This window comes from Pseudomonas sp. HMSC065H01 (assembly GCF_001815235.1).
In the GTDB taxonomy this organism is placed as follows: Bacteria; Pseudomonadota; Gammaproteobacteria; order Pseudomonadales; family Pseudomonadaceae; genus Pseudomonas; species Pseudomonas aeruginosa.
Map to the genome: position 1 here is coordinate 19997 of NZ_KV819899.1, position 18294 is coordinate 38290.

Annotated in this window: 21 protein-coding genes and 1 pseudogene; 11 read left to right on the forward strand and 11 right to left on the reverse strand. The window is 67.7% G+C overall.

Annotated features, from left to right (window positions below; genetic code table 11):
- Positions 1–67: 67 nt before the first annotated feature.
- From HMPREF3014_RS18970 to prlC, 3 genes and pseudogenes are all read right to left on the reverse strand, one after another.
- Positions 68–292 (reverse strand): annotated as a pseudogene (locus HMPREF3014_RS18970) (radical SAM protein); the annotation flags it as partial.
- 88 nt (positions 293–380) lie between these two features.
- Positions 381–656 carry a YheV family putative zinc ribbon protein gene (locus HMPREF3014_RS18975; protein WP_003083624.1) on the reverse strand — a complete coding sequence of 92 codons (276 nt, stop codon included), beginning with the start codon at positions 654–656 and terminating at the stop codon, positions 381–383.
- Positions 653–2698, reverse strand: a complete 2046-nt coding sequence (prlC, locus tag HMPREF3014_RS18980) for an oligopeptidase A (RefSeq protein WP_016852309.1) — start codon at positions 2696–2698, stop codon at positions 653–655. Before prlC ends, HMPREF3014_RS18975 begins: the two co-directional genes overlap by 4 nt.
- A 77-nt stretch (positions 2699–2775) precedes the next feature.
- Here prlC and HMPREF3014_RS18985 point away from each other — a divergent pair, with 77 nt between their 5' ends.
- The 3 genes from HMPREF3014_RS18985 to HMPREF3014_RS18995 are packed head-to-tail and all read left to right on the forward strand — an operon-like array spanning position 2776 to position 4992.
- Positions 2776–3318 (forward strand): gamma carbonic anhydrase family protein, encoded by a 543-nt coding sequence (locus HMPREF3014_RS18985; RefSeq protein WP_003142343.1) that lies wholly within the window; start codon positions 2776–2778, stop codon positions 3316–3318.
- Positions 3311–3976: an HAD family hydrolase gene (locus tag HMPREF3014_RS18990; protein ID WP_003106611.1), complete on the forward strand. Its 666-nt coding sequence runs from the start codon at positions 3311–3313 to the stop codon at positions 3974–3976. The genes HMPREF3014_RS18985 and HMPREF3014_RS18990 overlap by 8 nt, the downstream gene beginning before the upstream one ends.
- A 32-nt stretch (positions 3977–4008) precedes the next feature.
- Positions 4009–4992: a hypothetical protein gene (locus HMPREF3014_RS18995; protein ID WP_003118565.1), complete on the forward strand. Its 984-nt coding sequence runs from the start codon at positions 4009–4011 to the stop codon at positions 4990–4992.
- A 7-nt stretch (positions 4993–4999) separates the two neighbouring features.
- Here HMPREF3014_RS18995 and HMPREF3014_RS19000 read toward each other — a convergent pair whose 3' ends face one another.
- Positions 5000–6127 carry an aminopeptidase gene (locus HMPREF3014_RS19000; protein ID WP_003118564.1) on the reverse strand — a complete coding sequence of 376 codons (1128 nt, stop codon included), beginning with the start codon at positions 6125–6127 and terminating at the stop codon, positions 5000–5002.
- 91 nt (positions 6128–6218) lie between these two features.
- Between HMPREF3014_RS19000 and HMPREF3014_RS19005 the strand changes: the two genes are divergently transcribed.
- Both HMPREF3014_RS19005 and HMPREF3014_RS19010 read left to right on the forward strand, forming a co-directional pair.
- Complete coding sequence (locus HMPREF3014_RS19005) at positions 6219–6635, forward strand: PA0061/PA0062 family lipoprotein (RefSeq protein ID WP_003122273.1); 417 nt, start codon at positions 6219–6221, stop codon at positions 6633–6635.
- 56 nt (positions 6636–6691) lie between these two features.
- The gene (locus HMPREF3014_RS19010; RefSeq protein WP_003083612.1) at positions 6692–7129 is read left to right on the forward strand and encodes a PA0061/PA0062 family lipoprotein; all 438 of its coding nucleotides are present in this window, start codon (positions 6692–6694) and stop codon (positions 7127–7129) included.
- Positions 7130–7140: 11 nt separating this feature from the next.
- Here HMPREF3014_RS19010 and HMPREF3014_RS19015 read toward each other — a convergent pair whose 3' ends face one another.
- From HMPREF3014_RS19015 to HMPREF3014_RS19030, 4 genes are all read right to left on the reverse strand, one after another.
- Complete coding sequence (locus HMPREF3014_RS19015; protein WP_003122274.1) at positions 7141–7374, reverse strand: DUF1161 domain-containing protein; 234 nt, start codon at positions 7372–7374, stop codon at positions 7141–7143.
- A 110-nt stretch (positions 7375–7484) separates the two neighbouring features.
- Positions 7485–7940 (reverse strand): OsmC family protein, encoded by a 456-nt coding sequence (locus tag HMPREF3014_RS19020; RefSeq protein ID WP_073647821.1) that lies wholly within the window; start codon positions 7938–7940, stop codon positions 7485–7487.
- Between the two features lie 83 nt (positions 7941–8023).
- A complete protein-coding gene (gene dsbM, locus HMPREF3014_RS19025; protein ID WP_015647792.1) occupies positions 8024–8728 on the reverse strand; it encodes a disulfide reductase DsbM in 705 nt (234 codons plus the stop codon).
- A gap of 62 nt (positions 8729–8790) precedes the next feature.
- The gene (locus HMPREF3014_RS19030) at positions 8791–9678 is read right to left on the reverse strand and encodes an MBL fold metallo-hydrolase (protein ID WP_003083599.1); all 888 of its coding nucleotides are present in this window, start codon (positions 9676–9678) and stop codon (positions 8791–8793) included.
- 107 nt (positions 9679–9785) lie between these two features.
- Between HMPREF3014_RS19030 and osaR the strand changes: the two genes are divergently transcribed.
- The 4 genes from osaR (at position 9786) to HMPREF3014_RS19050 (ending at position 12501) form a co-directional block, all read left to right on the forward strand.
- The gene (osaR, locus tag HMPREF3014_RS19035; protein ID WP_003083596.1) at positions 9786–10706 is read left to right on the forward strand and encodes an oxidative stress response transcriptional regulator OsaR; all 921 of its coding nucleotides are present in this window, start codon (positions 9786–9788) and stop codon (positions 10704–10706) included.
- Positions 10707–10777: 71 nt separating this feature from the next.
- A complete protein-coding gene (locus tag HMPREF3014_RS19040) occupies positions 10778–11278 on the forward strand; it encodes a DUF1993 domain-containing protein (protein WP_031633791.1) in 501 nt (166 codons plus the stop codon).
- A gap of 38 nt (positions 11279–11316) precedes the next feature.
- Positions 11317–11865, forward strand: coding sequence for an RNA 2'-phosphotransferase (locus HMPREF3014_RS19045; protein WP_023086858.1), 549 nt, complete (start codon positions 11317–11319; stop codon positions 11863–11865).
- A 207-nt stretch (positions 11866–12072) separates the two neighbouring features.
- The gene (locus tag HMPREF3014_RS19050) at positions 12073–12501 is read left to right on the forward strand and encodes a cupin domain-containing protein (RefSeq protein WP_003083588.1); all 429 of its coding nucleotides are present in this window, start codon (positions 12073–12075) and stop codon (positions 12499–12501) included.
- Between the two features lie 52 nt (positions 12502–12553).
- Here the strand turns inward: HMPREF3014_RS19050 and asnB are convergent, their stop codons facing one another.
- The 3 genes from asnB to HMPREF3014_RS19060 form a co-directional block, all read right to left on the reverse strand.
- Positions 12554–14386 carry an asparagine synthase (glutamine-hydrolyzing) gene (gene asnB / locus HMPREF3014_RS19055; RefSeq protein ID WP_012613433.1) on the reverse strand — a complete coding sequence of 611 codons (1833 nt, stop codon included), beginning with the start codon at positions 14384–14386 and terminating at the stop codon, positions 12554–12556.
- Between the two features lie 625 nt (positions 14387–15011).
- Positions 15012–15149, reverse strand: coding sequence for a PA0050 family protein (locus tag HMPREF3014_RS34685; protein ID WP_003083584.1), 138 nt, complete (start codon positions 15147–15149; stop codon positions 15012–15014).
- Positions 15150–15210: 61 nt separating this feature from the next.
- Positions 15211–15351 (reverse strand): PA0050 family protein, encoded by a 141-nt coding sequence (locus tag HMPREF3014_RS19060; RefSeq protein WP_003083582.1) that lies wholly within the window; start codon positions 15349–15351, stop codon positions 15211–15213.
- A gap of 609 nt (positions 15352–15960) precedes the next feature.
- Between HMPREF3014_RS19060 and HMPREF3014_RS19065 the strand changes: the two genes are divergently transcribed.
- Entirely contained in the window at positions 15961–17622 is a 1662-nt protein-coding gene (locus tag HMPREF3014_RS19065; protein WP_023104714.1) for a hypothetical protein, read from the forward strand.
- 281 nt (positions 17623–17903) lie between these two features.
- Positions 17904–18287 (forward strand): helix-turn-helix domain-containing protein, encoded by a 384-nt coding sequence (locus tag HMPREF3014_RS19070; protein WP_003104304.1) that lies wholly within the window; start codon positions 17904–17906, stop codon positions 18285–18287.
- The last annotated feature ends 7 nt before the right edge of the window (positions 18288–18294 follow it).

Here is an 18294-nt window from a genome sequence, read left to right on the forward strand (position 1 = left end):
GGTCTCTAGCCAGCAATATCAAGGATAGCTAGACACTCTGGCCATACATTTCTTTGTCAACGATAACATGCTCGCAACCACGGTAGGGATTGATCGAACGATCGAAAGGGAGGTCCGGCGACTGGTTGCGGGAGATCACCGTGCGGGCGATCTCCTCGCGCACCTCGGTGAGCTGGATCGGCGGCACGTCCTGCTCCCAGCCATCGTCGAAGGCCTCGCTGTGGGTCGGGGCGAAGCGGTTGAGGGGGTTGCTGGCGGTACCGCGACCGCGCGGGGGCAGGGGAGCGCTCATGAGGGGAACCCGGCGAAATACTGTATATGGATACAGTATCGCACCGGGCCCCGGCCCACAGCCATCGCCGCCGGTCGGCGGCGAGCGGTCAGGCGTCGGGCTTCTTCTTCAGCTTGGGATTGGGGAAGAACTGCACCGACTGCACCTTCGGGTTGGCCGGCTTCGGCGCGTTCTGGTTGACCCGCGTACCCAGCTCCTTCGGGATCGACTGGCCCTGGGCGTTGAGCGTGTCGGCGTAGCCGCAGGCCACGCATTCGCGGTGCGGCACGCCGTCCTCTTCCCACATCTGGATCTTGTCCTGTTCGCTGCACGCCGGGCAGACCGCCCCGGCGATGAAGCGCTTCCTGGTGATCGCCGGGCTCATGCGGCCTCCCCGACCAGCCCGGAGTGACGCAGCAGGGCGTCGATGGACGGCTCGCGACCGCGGAAATCGACGAACAACAGCATCGGCTCGCGGGAGCCGCCGCGGGCCAGGATCGCCTCGCGGAAGGCACGCCCGGTATCGGGGTTGAACACGCCTTCTTCCTCGAAACGCGAGAAGGCATCGGCGGACAGCACCTCGGCCCACTTGTAGCTGTAGTAACCGGCCGCGTAGCCGCCGGCGAAGATGTGCGCGAAGCTGTTGGCGAAGCGATTGTACGCCGGCGGACGCATCACCGCCACTTCGTCGCGGATGCCCTCGAGCACCTGCAGCACGCTGCGGCCGTCGCCGTGGGTGGCGTGCAGCTCGAAGTCGAAGAGGGAGAACTCCAGCTGGCGGACCATCATCATCCCGGACTGGAAGTTCTTCGCCGCCAGCATCTTCTCCAGCAGGTCCTGCGGCAGCGCCTCGCCGGTCTCGTAGTGGGCGGAGATCAGCGCCAGGCCTTCCGGTTCCCAGCACCAGTTCTCCATGAACTGGCTGGGCAGCTCGACGGCGTCCCAGGCCACCCCGTTGATCCCCGAGGCGGCGGCATGCTCGACGCGGGTCAGCAGGTGGTGCAGGCCATGGCCGAACTCGTGGAACAGGGTAGTGACCTCGTCGTGGGTCAGCAGCGCCGGCTTGCCGTTCACCGCCGGGGTGAAGTTGCACACCAGGTAGGCCACCGGGTCGATCAGCCGGCCCTGGGCGTCGCGCCGGCGGTCGCGGGCGCCGTCCATCCAGGCACCGCCGCGCTTGTTGGCGCGGGCATAGAGGTCGAAGTAGAAGCGGCCGACGTGCTCGCCGTTCTCGAGGATCTCGAACAGGCGTACGTCGGCGTGCCAGCGTTCGAAATCGTGCAGTTCGCGGATCTGGATGCCGTAGAGGCGCTCGACGATGGCGAACAGGCCGGAAAGCACCTTGTCCACCGGGAAGTAGGCACGCAGCGCCTCCTGGGACACGCTGTAGCGCGCCTCGCGGAGTTTCTCGGCGTAGTAGCCGGCGTCCCAGCTCTGCAATTCGGCGCAGCCCTGCTCGGCGGCATAGGCGCGCAGCTGCTCCAGGTCGCGGGCGGCGAACGGCTTGCTGCGCACCGCCAGGTCGCGGAGGAAGCTGAGCACCTGGTCGCTGGACTCGGCCATCTTGGTCGCCAGCGACAGCTCGGCGTAGTTGGCGAAGCCGAGCAGGCCGGCCAGCTCCTGGCGCAGGTCGAGGATCTCTTCCATCACCGGACCGTTGTCGTTCTGCCCGGCGTTCGGGCCCTGGTCGGAGGCGCGGGTGCAATAGGCGGCGTATACCTCTTCGCGCAGGGCGCGGTCATCGGCATAGGTCATCACCGCGTAGTAGCTGGGGAACTCCAGGCTGATCAGCCAGCCGTCCAGGCCCTTGGCCTCGGCGGCCTGCTTCATCTGGGCCTTGGCCGAATCGGTCAGGCCGGCCAGCGCGGCTTCGTCGGTGACATGCTTGGTCCAGGCCTGGGTGGCGTCGAGCAGCTGGTTGGAGAAACGGCTACCCAGCTCGGACAGGCGCGACTGCACCTCGGCATAGCGCTTCTGCTTGTCCGCCGGCAAGTCGATGCCGGACAGGCGGAAGTCGCGCAGGGCGTGTTCGAGGATGGTTTTCTGGGCCACGTCGAAGCCGGCCGCCTCGGGGCTCTTCGCCAGCGCCTCGTAGGCCTCGAACAGGGCGCGGTTCTGCCCCAGCTCGGTGGAGTAGGCCGACAGCTCCGGCAGGCAGGCCTCGTAGGCCTCGCGCAGCTCGGCGCTGTTGCACACCGCGTTGAGGTGGCTGACCGGACTCCAGGCGGCGCCCAGACGGTCGTTGAGTTCGTCCATCGCCAGCACCAGGCCCTTCCAGGTCGGCTGCTCGCGCTGGGTTTCCAGCAGGCGGGCGATGGCGGCGCGGTTATCGGCGAGGATCCGCTCGATGGCCGGCTTCACGTGTTCCGGGCGAATGGAGGAGAAAGGCGGCAGGTCGTAGGCCTGCAGAAGGGGATTCGCGCTCACGTTGGCAACCTTGGCTAAGGAAATACCCGACCATCTTAAATACAATCGGCGGCATCCGCAGCCTGAGGAAAACTATCGTGACCATTCGTTCCTACCAGGGCAAAACGCCACTGCTCGGCGAGCGGGTCTTCGTCGATCCCTCGGCCGTGCTCGTCGGCGACATCGAGATCGGCGCCGACAGCTCGGTCTGGCCGCTGGTGGTGATCCGCGGCGACATGCACCGCATCCGCATCGGCCAGCGCAGCAGCATCCAGGACGGCAGCGTGCTGCACATCACCCACGCCGGCCCCTTCAACCCGGACGGTTTTCCGCTGAGCATCGGCGACGAAGTGACCGTCGGGCACAAGGTCCTGCTGCACGGTTGCAGCATCGGCAACCGGGTGCTGGTGGGGATGGGCTCGATCGTCATGGACGGCGCGGTGATCGAGGACCAAGTGATCCTCGGCGCCGGCAGCCTGGTGCCGCCGGGCAAGGTGCTGGAGAGCGGCTTCCTCTACGTCGGCAGCCCGGCGAAGAAGGCCCGTCCGCTGAGCGACAGGGAGCGCGGCTTCTTCACCTACACCGCCGGCAACTACGTGAAGCTCAAGGACCTGCACATCGCCGAGGACTACCATGCGTGACGCCACGCTGCGCTACCCGAACATCCTCTTCGATCTCGACGGCACCCTCACCGACCCACGCGAGGGCATCACCCGCTCGGTGCAGTTCGCCCTCGCCCGCCTGGGCATCGACGAGCCGGACCTGGCGCGCCTGGAACACTTCATCGGCCCCCCGCTGTTGCAGTGCTTCATGCAGACCTACGGCTTCGACGAAGCGCGCGCCTGGGAGGCGGTGAACCACTACCGCGAGCGCTTCAGGGTCACCGGTCTCTACGAGAACCGCGTGTTCGACGGCATTCCCGAGCTGCTCGAAGCCCTGGTCGGACGCGGCCACACGCTCTACGTCGCGACCAGCAAGCCCGGCGTGTTCGCCCGCGAGATCGCCCGCCACTTCGCCTTCGACCGTCACTTCAAGGCGATCTACGGCAGCGAGCTGGACGGCACGCGCACGCACAAGGACGAACTGATCCGCCATCTGCTCGACAGCGAAGGCCTGGCAGCGGAGCATTGCCTGATGATCGGCGACCGCATGCACGACCTGCTCGGCGCCAGCCGCAACGGTGTCGCCTGCATCGGCGTCGGCTACGGCTTCGGCAGCGAAGACGAACTGCGCGCGCACCAGCCGACCCATTACTGCGCCGACCTCGCCGCCCTGCGGCAGGTGTTGGAATCCCACTGACCCATGCTCCGTTTCAGACAAGGACGCCTGACATGACCGACAATCCCTTCGCCACCCCCACCGCCCCGGTGCAGCCGCCGGCCAGAGAGGTGCCCGCCACCACCCAGCCCTATGCGTTCATCGCGGTGCTGGCGCTGGTCACCTGCCTGTCCTTCGCCGTAAGCCTGGGCATCCAGTGGTACAACGACATCGGCGAGATCCGCCAGCGTTTCTCCGAGCACCTGCAACTGATGGCGCCGCACTGGTTCACCGGCCTGGTGTTCTACGCGGCGGCCAACCTGCTGGTGCTGCATGCCTACCGCGAGAAGCGGCAGCTCATCGAGTTCCGCCCGCTGGCGCTGCTGCTGATCGGCTACGGTCTGCTCAACCTGGTCTGCGGCATGCTCGCCGGGATCGGCCTGGCACCGCTGACGCTGCCGTTCTACCAGTGGGTGACGGCGCAATCCAGCTACGGCGTCTGGCTGATGGCGTTCAACGAAGCGATGAGCTGGGTCTACCTGCTCCTGGGCAGCCTGCTGCCGTTGGGGCTGGTGCTGCTCGGCAGCCGGGTGAACTCGCCGCGCCTGGCCGAAGGGGAAGAAGCCCGCGTCGCTGCCTGGCAGGTCGCCCTGGGCGCCGCGCTGTGTTTCGCCACGCTGTGTTTCAAGCTGATGCAGTTCCTTCCCTACGCCCTGCTGCGCTACGACGAGCCTTGGCTATACGGCCTGTACCTGAGCGGCGTGGCGCTGCCCGCGGCGCTGCTCTTCGGCGCCGTCTGCACGCGCCTGCCGGCGCGCCTGCAACGCTTCGCCGCCGGCCGCGCGCTGCTGCTCGCGGTGGTCGCCATGCTGCTCTGGAGCGTCGCGCTGCTGGCGGTCGGCGGGGGGCTGGCGCTGCTGATGATCCTCGGCCTGGCGCCCGCTGGCATCGGCTATACGCTGCTGGTGGCGCTGCTCGGCGTCGGCCTGTTGGCGCTGCTCTGGCCGATCGGCCGGCTGGCCACGCGCTGGTGCTACGCCGACCAGCTCGCCGCCTGAGCAGGCGTCAGGGCGCTGCGGCGGCCAGCCGCTGCAACGCCGCCTGGCGCTCCGCCAGGGGGAGCTGGCCAAGGGCACGGACCCGCGCATAGAACGCCGGCCAGTTGCCGCCGACCTGGCGGAACAGCACGGCGAACGCCGCCACCCATTGGTCGTAGAGGCCGAAGGGAAGCAGCTTGGCATTGTTGAACGGCGCGTCGATCCAGGCCTTGAACGGCGACTCGCCACCCCATTCGCGCTGGCTCAGCGCCGCGTACTCGCGGCGCAGGCGCTGGAATTCGGCAGCCTTGCCGGCACGCTTGGCGGCATCGTCCAACGGCCCGGCATAAAGTGCTTCGAGGCGCGCACGACTGGCCAGGACCAGCGCGGTGAACTGCTCGCGGCGCTTCTCCTCGCGGCCGTCCGCCGGCGGCAGTCCACGATATTCGCGCCACTGGCGGGTACCTTCCTGTTCGACGAAGGTGGCGAAGGATTCGTTGAAGGCGGTGTCGTCGCGCAGGTAGAACTTCTGGTGCGCCAGTTCGTGGAAGATCAAGGTCGCCAGCCGTTCGTCGTCCCAGCGCAGCATGCTGCTGAGGATCGGATCGTCGAACCAGCCGAGGGTCGAGTAGGCCTGCACCCCGCCGACGTAGACGTCGTCGCCGAGCGCCCGCTGGCGCGCCGCCTCGGCGCGCGCGGCGGCCTCGCTGTAGTAGCCGCGGTAGGCCACGCAGCCGGCGATGGGGAAGCAATGGGTGACCGGCTGCAGCGACAGCTCCGGGGTGGCGAACACGTTCCATACCACGTAGGGCCGGCCGATATCGGCGTACAGGCGATAGCTGCGGTTGTCCGGCAGGCCGAGGCGTTCGCTGGCGAATTGCCGGGCCTTTTCCGCCTTCGCCAGGCGTTCGCGCAAGCGCGCGTCGCGCTGCGGGTCGGCGATCACCGCGGCGGCCGGCTCGCGGGCGCGCAGCAGGGCGAACTGGCCGCTGGCCAGTTGCCCGTAGTAGGAGACGGTCGAGCAACCGCTCAGCGCCAACAGCGCCAGGCAGGGAACCCAACGGGGCAGTCGAAGGTCAGCAAGCGGATGGCGAAGGCGGCGTGGCATGGGCGGAACATAGCACAGCACGCGGACCGCCCGCCGCCCTACCAGCACCGGTCCGCGATCCGGCGAGGCGGAGGAACGCAAGGCGTTTTTCCAAGGCGCAACGGATGGCGGCCGGGTTAAAGGAGCTTCGGAGTCTTCTATGCGTACGCTGCTGCTTGCCGGTGGCCTGCTCGTCCTGAGCGGCTGCTCACTGATGATGCCCACCCCCGACCCGAACCGCGCCTGGGTCGACCTCGATACCCAGCCCGACGCCGATCTCGCCGCCGTGGAAGTCGACGACAAGAGCTGGGACCGCACGCGCTACTTCGAGGTCGATCCCGGCACCCGCGAACTCACGGTGCGCTACCAGTTCACCGTCGACCCGACCAACATCGGCCCCGTGGACAGCCCGCTCTGGCGCGATTGCCAGCTCAACCTCAAGTTCAAGGACTTCAGCGCCGGCCAGCGCTACCGCCTGGAGGCCGGGCACATCGGCTTCCGTCCCTGGGCGAAGCTCTACGACCAGGACAACAGGGAACTGGCGCGCGGCCGCGAGGGACGCTGCGCGAAGGTCTGAACGGCGCAAGGCGAGGGCGCTATGCTAGGAGCTGAACGCCCTCCGGAGCCCGCCCCATGCGTCCACTCACCCGTCTCGTCCCGCTCGCGCTGCTGCTCCTCGCCGGCTGCGCCGGACCGCTGCCGCAGCCGGACCCGCAGATGGCCTGGGTCGAGCTGCGCAGCGCGCCGGCCAACACCCTGCTGGCCGAGCGCCTGGACGGCGAGCGGTTGAGCGACGGGCGCTACTTCCAGGTCACTCCGGGACGCCATGTGCTGGAGGTGCGCTTCCAGTACGAACTCTATGGCGGTTCCGGCGGCGGGGGCGGCGGCTTCGGCGAGCCGGTGCAGATCAACTGCTACCAGCAGGTGGTCTATGACGGCTTCGAGGCGGGCCGGCGCTATCGCCTGGAGGTGCGCCCGCAATTGCGCAGGGCGCTGGCGCTACTGAGCGACGAGCGTGGCGAGGTGGTCGCCCGTTCGAACTTCCAGACCAGCCGCTGCCCGCCGTACTGAAACGCAGCGGCTCAGCCGTCGTTCTTCTGGTAGATGATCTTCTTGGTGCCGTTCTCGCAACTGCCGACCACCATGTTCGGGTCGCTGACTTCGTCGTTGCGCACGATCTCCAGGGTGTAGGAGGTCACCCCGGCCGACTGGATCTTGGTCTCGATCTCCGCCTTGAGTTCCTCGCACGGCTTCGGCGCGGCCAGCGCCGTGGCGCTGAACAGCAAGGCGGCAATCCCCAGCCCGATGGTTTTCATGACCCGTCACTCCTCGTCGATGCCTGGCAGCCGAGTGCTGCGCAGCGCATCCTGCCGCATTCGACTGCGGCAGGCCAGGGCCAGTTCGCCGGGCTGGGGAAGCGTTCCGCTCAGCCGGCGAGGCTGGCGTCCAGGCTGATCTTCGCGTTGAGCACCTTGGATACCGGGCAACCGGCCTTGGCCTTGTTGGCGATCTGCTCGAAGGTCTGCGCGTCCGCCCCCGGCACGCGCGCCCTGAGCACCAGGTGCACGGCAGTGATGGCGAAACCGTCGGACTGCTTGTCGAGGGTGACCTCGGCGCGGGTCTCGATACGTTCGGCGGTCAGGCCGGCCTCACCGAGCATCATCGACAGGGCCATGCTGAAGCAGCCGGCGTGGGCCGCGCCGATCAGCTCTTCCGGGTTGGTTCCCGGTGCGCCCTCGAAGCGGGTATTGAAGCCATAGGGGTTGTCCTTGAGCGCGCCGCTTTCGGTGGAAAGGGTGCCCTTGCCGTCTTTCAGGCCGCCTTGCCAGACCGCCGATGCCGTCTTCTTCATGTCGACTCCTCCGGAGCTGTGGATGGACATCCGCTCGCGTCGGCGAGCGGGCATGTCTACATGGGAGGACGACGCAGCCGGACAAGTTCAGTCCGCCTGCGCGGCGGCGGGATTCAGGCGCAACCGTCGATGCGGCAGAGCGGCGCCGCGGCCCCGCCCACGGCATCGCTGCCGCCGGCAAGGCGCAGCCGCGTTTCGAGGAGAGCCCGCCAGTCGTCCGGCTGGCCGAGGTAGCGCCCGGTGTCGAGCACCTGCAGGCGGCCGTCGCGCTCCAGGGCGAAGGTCGGGAAGCCAGCGGCGCCGAGACGGTTCATCAGCCGCCGACTGTCGGCGAAGTGCGCGCGCAGCGGCTCGCCGGAGCAGGCGTCGAACGCCTCGGCGAAGCCCTCGCCAAGCCCCAGTTCGGCACCCAGCTCGAGCAGCACCGGACGCTCGGCGATACGCCGGCCCTCGACGTAGTGGGCACGCTGGATCCGCGCCAGCATCGCCGCGCCGAGGCCGTCGAGCGCTTCGGCGGCAAGCACGGCGGCGGTCGGCGGGGCCGAGTCGAATACCGCGCTGGTGTCGCGCAGCAGGCCGTCGAAGTAGTCCTTGCCGAACGGCTGGCCGGTCAGTTGGGCGATCCGCAGGTCATGGGGCATCACGTAGTGGCGCAGACCGGCGCCGACCGGCTGGCGGTTGGCATCGGTCATCATGCCGCCGCCATGCAGGCGTACGTCCAGACCCGTCACCTCGCGGGCGGCGGCGAGCAGCGGCGAGGCGCCGTAGCACCAGCCGCAGAGCGGATCGTAGAGGTAATGCAGGGTGAGGTCGTTCATCTCGGTCTCCACGAGACGCCCCGCAGGGGACGCCTCGATCAGCGGCTATCGGCGGGCGCGGCTCAGGGCCACTGCATCTCGCCCTTGAGCACCTTGGCGCTCAGCTCCAGGCCTTCCTCGCCCGGCAGGTTCGGGTAGCGGCGCTTCATCGCCTCGACCAGCGCGGCGGAATCCCTGGCCTTGGGCAGTTCGGCTTCCAGGGCCTTCAGGTAGTCACGGGTGAAGCGCACGCCGTCCAGGCCCTTCGGCTCCTCGCCGGTGAAATGGCCGGGCACCACGCGCCGCGGTTGCAGCGCCTCGATCCGGTCGAGCATCGCCACCCAGGCCTGGCGCGAGGCCTGGGTCTGGGTATCGGCGGTCCAGACGTGCGAACCGGATTCCACCAGCACGCCACCAACCACCGTCTTCAGCGACGGAATCCACAGCACCGTGCGGTCCGGGCTCGGCCCCTTCAGGTCGACCACCTTCAGGGCATGGCCTTCCAGCTTCAACTGGTCGCCCTTCAGCGGCTCCGGCACCACCAGCGACGTCGGCGCGTTGTCCTTGAGGATCGGCCCCCAGTAGGCCAGCTTGGCGTCCTTGGTCGCCTGGATGTGTGCAACGGTCTGCGCCGTCGCGAGGATCTTCGCCTCGGGGAAGGCGGCCTTCAGCACGTCGAGGCCGAAGTAGAAGTCCGGGTCGCCGTGGCTGATGTAGATAGTGCTGAGGGTCTTGCCGCTGGCCTGGATACGCTTGACCAGTTGCTCGGCGTCGGCGCGGGAGAACTGCGCGTCGATCAGCATCGCCTCGCGCTGGCCCACCAGCAGTTCCGAGGACACGGCGAAGATCGCCTTCTCGCCGGGGTTGTAGACCTCCAGCCGCAGCGGTTCGGCGCTGGCGGCGAAGACGCCGGCGGCACCCAGCAGGGCGGCGGCGGCGAACAGGGAACGAAGCAATCCATGGCGCGACATGAGCGGTTCTCCAGGCAGTGGGATCAGAGGCTTGCCATGTTAGTTGCTTGAAAGCGCGCAAAAAGCCCCGCAATAATCACAGCTTTGTTGCATGGATCGAGCGAATCATGGACCGCCTGACCGCCACTCGCGTCTTCGTCGAAGTCATCGACAGCGGCAGCCAGACCGCCGCCGCCGAGCGTCTGGACATGTCCCGGGCGATGGTCTCGCGCTACCTCGCCGAGTTGGAGGAGTGGGTCGGCGCACGCCTGCTGCACCGCAGCACCCGCCGCCTGAGCCTGACCGACGCCGGCGCGGAGCTGTTGCCACAGTGCCGCGAGATGCTCGCCGTGGCCGACGCCATGCAGGCCACCGGCCAGACCCGCCGCGACAGCCCGCGCGGCACCCTGCGCATCACCAGCAGCCTGTCCTTCGCCCAGGCCTGGCTGACCCGTGCCGCCGCCGCCTTCGTCGAGCGCTACCCGGGCACCGCCATCGACCTGCAGGTCAACAGCCAGGTGGTCAACCTGGTGGAGGAGCGCATCGACCTGGCCCTGCGCATCGCCAACCAGCTCGACCCCAACCTGATCGCCCGCCGCCTCGGCGAATGCCGCTCGGTGATCTGCGCCGCGCCGGACTACCTGCGCCGCCACGGCACCCCGCGGCGCCCGGAGGACCTGGCGCTGCACAACTGCCTGACCTACTCCTACTTCGGCCGCAGTCTCTGGCAGTTCGAGCGCGACGGCGAGCCGACCAGCGTGCCGGTGGGTGGCAGTCTCAGCGCCAACGAATCCACCGTGCTGCTGGAGGCCGCCGCCGCCGGTGCCGGGATCAGCCAGCAGCCGCTGTACTCGGCAGCCCCGCTGATCCGTAGCGGACGCCTGGTGGCGCTGCTGCCGGAGTGGTCGCCGCAGGTGCTCGGCATCCACGCGGTGTACGCCTCGCGCCGGCAGATGCCGCCGGCGCTGCGGGCGCTGCTGGACTTCCTGGTCGAACGGATGGCGGCCGATCCGCACTGGGACGAGGCGGGCCCCCTGGCGCTGGCGTGAAAGCCGGGTAGACTGCTGGACGCGCCGCCTTCGACGCACCTTTATCCCCTGTCTGGAGCACGTCCAAGTCCCTGTCGATCTACCAGGCTTCGATCCCGACCTTCCTGCGCACCCTCGGCAACCTCTCGGCGATCCTGAAGAAAGCCGCCGCCCACGCCGAAGCGAAGAACATCGATCCGCGCATCTTCATCGACGCCCGGCTGGCGCCGGACATGTTCCCCCTGGCGCGCCAGGTGCAGATCGCCAGCGACGCCGCCAAGGGCGCCGGCGCGCGGCTGGCCGGGCTGGAAGTGCCGAGCTACGCGGATACGGAAACCACCTTCGACGAACTCCAGGCACGCATCGCTCGCACCGTCGAGTTCCTCGAGGGCATCCGCGAGGAACAACTGGACGGCGCCGAAGAGCGCAACGTGACCCTCAAGGTGCGCGGCCAGGAGATCAGCTTCAACGGCCGCGACTTCCTCTTCGGCTTCGCCCTGCCCAACTTCTTCTTCCACGTCACCACCGCCTACGCCATCCTCCGCCACAACGGCGTCGAACTGGGCAAGATGGACTTCCTCGGCGGCGCCTGAGGTTCCCGCGCCGGGATGGCACGCACAAGGACCATGGAATGAATCGGAAAACCCTCGACGACACCAGCAAGTTCCTCAGCTATGTCCTTCGCCACCAGCCCGAGGCCATCGGCCTGACGCTGGACGGCGAAGGCTGGGCCGACATCGACGCCCTGATCGCCGGCGCGGCGCGGGACGGCCGCGCCCTCGACCGCATGCTGCTCGGCGCGGTGGTCGAGAACAACGACAAGAAGCGCTTCGCCCTCTCCGCCGATGGCCAGCGCATCCGCGCCGTGCAAGGCCACTCGCATGCCGCGGTGGCCATCGCCTACGCCCCCGCGGTCCCGCCCGCAGTGCTCTACCACGGCACCGCCAGCCGCTTCCTCGACTCCATCCGCGAGCGCGGCCTGGTTCCCGGCAGCCGCCACCACGTCCATCTCTCCGCCCGCCGCGCCACCGCCCTGGAAGTCGGCCGCCGCTACGGCAGCCCGGTTCTGCTGGAAATCGACGCGCGCGACATGCACCTGGCCGGGCACCTATTCCACCAGGCGGAGAACGGCGTCTGGCTGACCGAGCGGGTACCCGTGCGGTTCATCCGCGAGGCTTGAGAAGGCATCGCCTCTCATCGGGAAGTCGTAGGGCGCATAACGCGCAGCGTTATCCGCCGATGCGCCGAGGCTAAAGGAGAAAGCCGCCGCCTGCGATGAACCAACCGCCTCCTTGATGGCCCGCTGCCGCCTAGCAGAAGCGGCAGTGGAGCAGGCGGTGAAAGCCGGCTTGACTGAGGAAAAACACCGACAAGCGCAGGACGCCCGATGGACCTTCGCCCCAGCCACGTGCATGTGTTCCCACCCAGCCGCGACCTCCCGGCCGCAACCAGTCCGCACCGCGAAACCCTGCTGCGCAGCGGCTGCGCCTGGAACGGCTCGCTCTACCTCGGCTATCCCCTTGGCCAGCCGCAGCTCACCGTGCAGCGCCTGAGCCTGGCCGCCCACGAACGCCTGGACTGGCAGGTCCATCCGATGCCCAGCGCGCTTTACGTGCTCAAGGGCGAACTGCGCCTGGAGACCCGCGACGGAGCCCAGAGCACGCGGGTGCTGGAAGGCGAGGCGGCGGGTTGCCTGATGAACATCATCCATCGCCTGATAGCCGGGGCCGAACCGGTGGAAGCCCTGCTGTTCCATGCCGGCGTGGAAGGCATGCCGGTGGGGCTCGGCGAACGCGGCGAAATGCCCGACGCCTGAAGACGCCGGCGGGCCGGACAGCAGCCCGAACCCGCCACGCCCCGCGTCACGCTCAGGCGGAGAGCCCGTACAACCTGAGCCAGCCTTCCAGCGCCAGTGCGGTCTCCAGGTTGTGGCGGCTCACCTGGGTGTTGAAGTACCCCTCCGGATGCTCCAGTTCGGCGGCCAGGAACTCTCGCGAAACGATGCCGAACACCGGGTTCGCCGCGTCCTCCAGCAGGCGCCGCACGCTCCCGCGCAGGAAACGCTCGTAGCCGAGGTTGGCAGAAGTCGGATAAGGGCTCTTGCGGCGCTTGAGCACGGCTTCCGGGACATAGTCGGCGCAGGCCCGCTTGAGCAGCCACTTCTCCTCGCCGTCCCGGCTCTTGATCGACCAGGGCACGTTGTAGACGTACTCCACCAGCTCATGGTCGGTGTAGGGCACCCGCACCTCCAGGCCGTTGCACATGCTCAGGCGATCCTTGCGTTCGAGCAGCAGCACCATCCAGCGCTTCAGATGCAGGTGGCTGAACTCGCGCATCCGCCGCTCCTCCGGGCTGTCGCCGGCCAGGTGTTCGACCTGGCGCAGCCCATCGTCGTAGCTGGCCTGCTGGTACTGGAGGAGATCGCAGCGGCGGTTGAAACCGGCGTCGATGAAGCCGGCCGGCAGGCGCACCCTGGAGGCCCAGGGGAAGCGCGCCGCAGCCACCGCCTGCGGATCGCGGAACCAGCCGTAGCCACCGAACAGCTCGTCGGCGCCTTCACCGGAGATGGCCACCGTGGAATGCCGGCGGATCTCGCCGAACATCAGGTGCAGCGAGGTATCCATGTCGCCGAAGGTGAAAGGTACGTCCTTGGCCCGGAATACCTCTTCGCGCGCTCGTTCGCAGACCAGTTCGGCATTGTCGATGAGCACGGTGCGATGACGGCTGCCGATGTACTGCGCGGCCAGCAGGGCGAACGGCTGGTCCTGGTCGGGACGCAGGTCGTCGCTGCGGAACTGCTCGGCCTGGCCGACGAAGTCCACCGAGAACGAATTGATGTCGCCGCCGTGCTCCGCCTTCGCGATGCGCTGGGCGATGCCGGTCAGGGCGGTCGAATCGAGCCCACCCGATAGCAGCGAACACACCGGAACGTCGGCGTGCAATTGCGCCCCCAGGGCGCGGGTGACCAGTTCGCGGGTGCGCTGCACGGTGCTCTGCAGGTCGTCGGCATGCTCCTGGCGGCGCACCTCCCAGTAGCGGCGCAACTTCGCCTGGGAATTGGGACGCCAGGACAGCAGGTGGCCGGGCAGCAGTTCCTGGACCTCGCGGAACGGCGTCTGCGAAGTGCCCCGGGACAGCGTCAGGAGGTCGACCAGGCCGACCGCGTCGAGCCTGGCGGCGAATTCCGGATGCGCCAGGATGGACTTGATCTCCGAGCCGAACAGCAGTCCCTCGCGGTGCCGCGCGTAATACAGCGGCTTGATGCCCAGGCGGTCGCGCACCAGCAGCAGGTGGCCGTCGCGGCCATCGAAGACGGCGAAGGCGAACATCCCGGTCAGGTACTCGCAACAACGCTCGCCCCATTGCAGATAGGCGTGCAGAACCACCTCGGTATCGCTGCGGGTGCGGAACTCATGTCCGGCCCGGCGCAACCGCTCGCGCAGGGCATCGTGGTTGTACACCTCGCCGGTGTAGACGAGGGTGACCTCCTGGCCGGTGGGAAAGCGATAGGACATCGGCTGCACGCCGCCGCTGAGGTCGATGACCGCCAGCCGCCGGTGACCCAGCAGGGCGTTGCGGTGCTTCCAGATGCCCTCGGCATCCGGCCCGCGCAAGGCGAGCGTATCGGTCATGGCGAAGATCGCCGGAAATTCGTCGTCGAGCTTGCGCGTGTAATCCACCCAACCCGCGAGACCGCACATAGGGAAACTCCTCTAATTGATGTTTATCGGGAAACTCATCCAGAGAACATGCTGAAAACATCCGTGCGGCCGGACAGATTTCCGGCGTACGAATGCTTCGCCCAAGGCGGTCGATGTATGAACTTTTCGAGGACCTGAAGATAATCAGTTTCGGCAGGCCTGCGCCCAAGGAAGGCCAATGATAGAACAGGAAAAAACGTGGCCGAGTTAATTAATATCTATCTAAATCTGGTAGCTGTTTTTAAAAAAACAAAGGAAAAACAATAATCTACAAAATTAATGAAATATCCTGAAACATCATTACGCGGCTCTACAACCAGATATTACAGGGTCGTTCACGGCTCTTTCCAAAGACTTAGAAGGCCAATCCAATTAAACTTATAATTGCTTTACGGCAATCATATGAATAGCCAACTAAGCAAATGACTACAACAAACTCAGATCGTACAACTATTGAATATAAGAGTTGTCCATCGACGCTGATTTCGTGGCAACGTTCGACGCGACGATGGACGAGCGGGAAAAGTAGGGCGGCGCGGGGAATGGAGAATTAAAGAAGGCAACTTCGAGCGAGCGATCCATCCGGAAGCGGGCCCGCTGCACCGGGCCCGCCAGACGACCTACCTCAAGGGCATTCGCAGGTCGACGGACCGAACACCGGCCCGCTGCACGGGTCCTCGGACGGGCCGAAAACCGGGCACGCGGCCTGGGCGGTAAGAGAGAAGCCACAGAGCAGGAACACAGCCAACAGTACTTTCTTCATTTGCAACCTCCTGGTTGGTAATCGAACGCTCCCTGTCCCTGGTCGAGGGTACAGTCGGTCATCACGGGCACTCGCAGACGGTCGGTCCCAGCACCGGGCCCGCGCAGGGATCTTCCCCCGGCCCGAGCACCGCGCAGTCCGCCTGCGCCGTCAGCGAGAACATCCACAGCAGCAGCGAAGCCGCCAGCATCTTCCTTTTCATCTGACCTCCTTGGTCGAAACAGCGATCAACGATCCGTGTCCTTCTCCGAAAACAAGGGCATTTGCCTGCAGAAGGACCGAACGCCCGTCCGCTCGCGGCGCACCGCAAGACTCGCCGGCGAGCCGCCGGACCCCGGAGAGCAAAGACCAGCCCGAGCGAACGCGCCAGTGCGGTGGATTGCCGCAGCGCCAGCGAAAGTACCGGGGCAGGGGGCTTCGGCACCGGTTCGCCATCAACTTTTCCTATCCCCGGCGGCCACATAAATTCGTTGGACGCACCGCGCCGGCGCCTCCAAGAATGCCGCACGGGTGCGAAGTCCGGCCGTGCACCCACCGACGCCCCACAACAGCAAGAACAACGATCGGTGCATCCATGGCAAAGGACCTGACTTTCCCAGACGCCTCCGCGTCGTCCCGCAACCCTCCCTCCGCGCGCCTCCGTCTACCGGCGACACGCGCCCCCTAGCACCGCCCTCCCGTCCGCCACCGCAGCAACCCGCGACGCACCTTGCGTCGGTCCCGGCCCCCGCCGCCGGCGGGCGCCGCTCGCCCGCGCTCCGCCCGCCGCACCGATCGACCCATGAACCGAACAAGAACAGGAGTCCACCCGATGCGCTACGCCCGTCACGCAAGCCGATACTCCCTCTTCGCCCTGGCCGTCTCGGCAGCCCTGCTGCCCGGCGCCGGCTGGGCCGCCAACGGCGACCTCGCCGGCGCCCGCAAGCCGCCCAGCGTCGCCTGCTCCTGGAACCGCGAGGCAGCGTTGTCCTACGAGGAGCGCCGGCTCGACACGCCGCTGCCGTTCAGCGGCGCCAACGTCGTCACCCATGACCAGACGCCGCTGGCCGAGCGCATCGTCAAGGGCGCCGGCTTCGACGGCTTCGAACCGGCCTTCGCCAAGCGCCTGTGCGCCGCCGACGGCCGCACCCCGGTCACCAGCTACGCCAAGGCACTGAAGCTGGTCACCGAAGAGGGCCGCGCGCTGTGGCGCGCCGCCGTCGACCGGGCCCAGGGTCGCCGCGCCATTCCCGCCGGCGCGCTGCCGGCCAGCGATGACCGCATGCTCTACTGGACGCGCCTCTACATGACCCGCACCCTGCGCCAGTGGGCGCCATCCTTCCACCTCGGCAAGGCCCAGGCCCAGGCGCTGCAATGGCGCTTCGAACGCGCCTCGCGCGGACAGCTGGACATCGACCTGCCGCGCCGCTACGCCGCCGACGGCTCGCGCTACCGGCGGATGATCATCAGCGGCTTCGACGTCTTCACCCTGGGCACTCCCGGGACGGCGAACACCGGCCTGCGCAACGGCAACCCCTCGGGCGCCACCGCCCTTGCGCTGGACGGCCGCGAGTTCAGGCTGGCCGACGGCAGCCTGCTGCGTATCGAGGCCTACCTGTTGCCGGTCAGCTACGACCCGTTCAACCGCGGCATGCAGGAAGACACCCTGGGCCCCTGGTTCCGCCCCGGCCCGCGCCGGGTCGACGCCTCCATCACCATCAGCCAGGGCGGCGCCAACCAGTTCTGGCTGGAGGCCTGGAACGGCCGCTTCCACGGCTCCTCCGCCGGCAACGACGGCATCGTCTACTGCCCCGCCGACAGCGCTTTGCCCAACTACGTGCTTCCCCTGGGCAGCGTGACCAATCCCGGCACCGCGCCGATTTCCCTGCGGGGCTCCGGCTGCAATATCAACCCGCCGCGCCGCTGGCTCGGCTACGACAGCGCCAGCCGCTGGCGGCAGAACCTGCCGGCACAGTTCTCCAAGGCCTCGCTGCCGGTCCGCCAGTTGCTCGCCGCCGATACCTGGCGCGGCATCGAGCGGCCGCCGGGCGCTACCAGCCAGGCCACGGAAGGCTTCGACGTCACCTGGCACACCAACTACGACTTCTTCCCCGATTGCGCCAACCCGCGCACCGAAAACGTGCCGACCAACGGGGTGATGAACGCCATGCCCGATCCCTCCCTGGTGCTCCCGCCGAACCGACGGATCTGCGCGCGCAACGGCGGTGGCGGCGACTACCTGTCCAACGAGAGCGCCTACCGCAACACGGTGCTGCGCGACGCGTTCCGCCTGGAGATTCCCGCCGGGCACATCCATGTACCGGTGATGAACAACTACTACACCGGCGTACCGGCGAGCGGCGGCGGCGCGCGCAACGACAACGCCATCAGCGACGCCCGCTACGAGGCCTACCGCAGCGCCATCGTGGCGCAGACCCGGGCGCTGCTGGTGGGCGTCGGCAACGCCCTGGCGCAGGGGGCGCAAGCGGACTAGTCCTCGCCAGGCGCAAGGCCCTCGCGTCCTATCGCTTCGCCGCGGAGCCAAACTGCCGCCGACGCAGGCCAACGGGACGGTAGCCCGTCGCTTCAGCCTCTACTGAATCGAAAAAGGCGGCACGCGGGGAAACCTCGGACTCACGACCCGGAGCTTTCCCAGGCCCGCGCCGGAACGGTAGGGCAGAGTCGAAGAGTGCGAACGCCGATGATGGAGACAACCGCCATCGCCCGCATCACCGGGGCGGTGGCAAGGATTTCCCCTGACTTGGAGAGTTTTCCATGAGCTTCGCGCAGAATCTCCTACGCCTACGCCAGCAGAACGCCCTGACCCAACGGCAGATGGCCGAGCGACTGGGCGTCACCGTGAGCCAGTTGCGGCACTTCGAAACCAAGGGCGGGCACCCGTCGCTGGTGGTGCTGCAAACCATCGCCGGACGTTTCGCGGTGCCCCTCGACTGGCTGGTCTGCGAGCGCAGCGAGCGGCAGGCGCTACCGGAAGACCTGCGCCTGCAGTTCGAGGCCATCGGCCGCCTGCGGCTGGACGAGCGGCGCGCCATCCGGGCGTTGCTCGACGACCTGATCCGCCAGTACATGGCCAAGCGCAACGCAGCGGCCAAGCCCCTCCCGGCGGCTTGCGCCGAGGCCACGGAGACGTCCCCGTAGCCCCGGC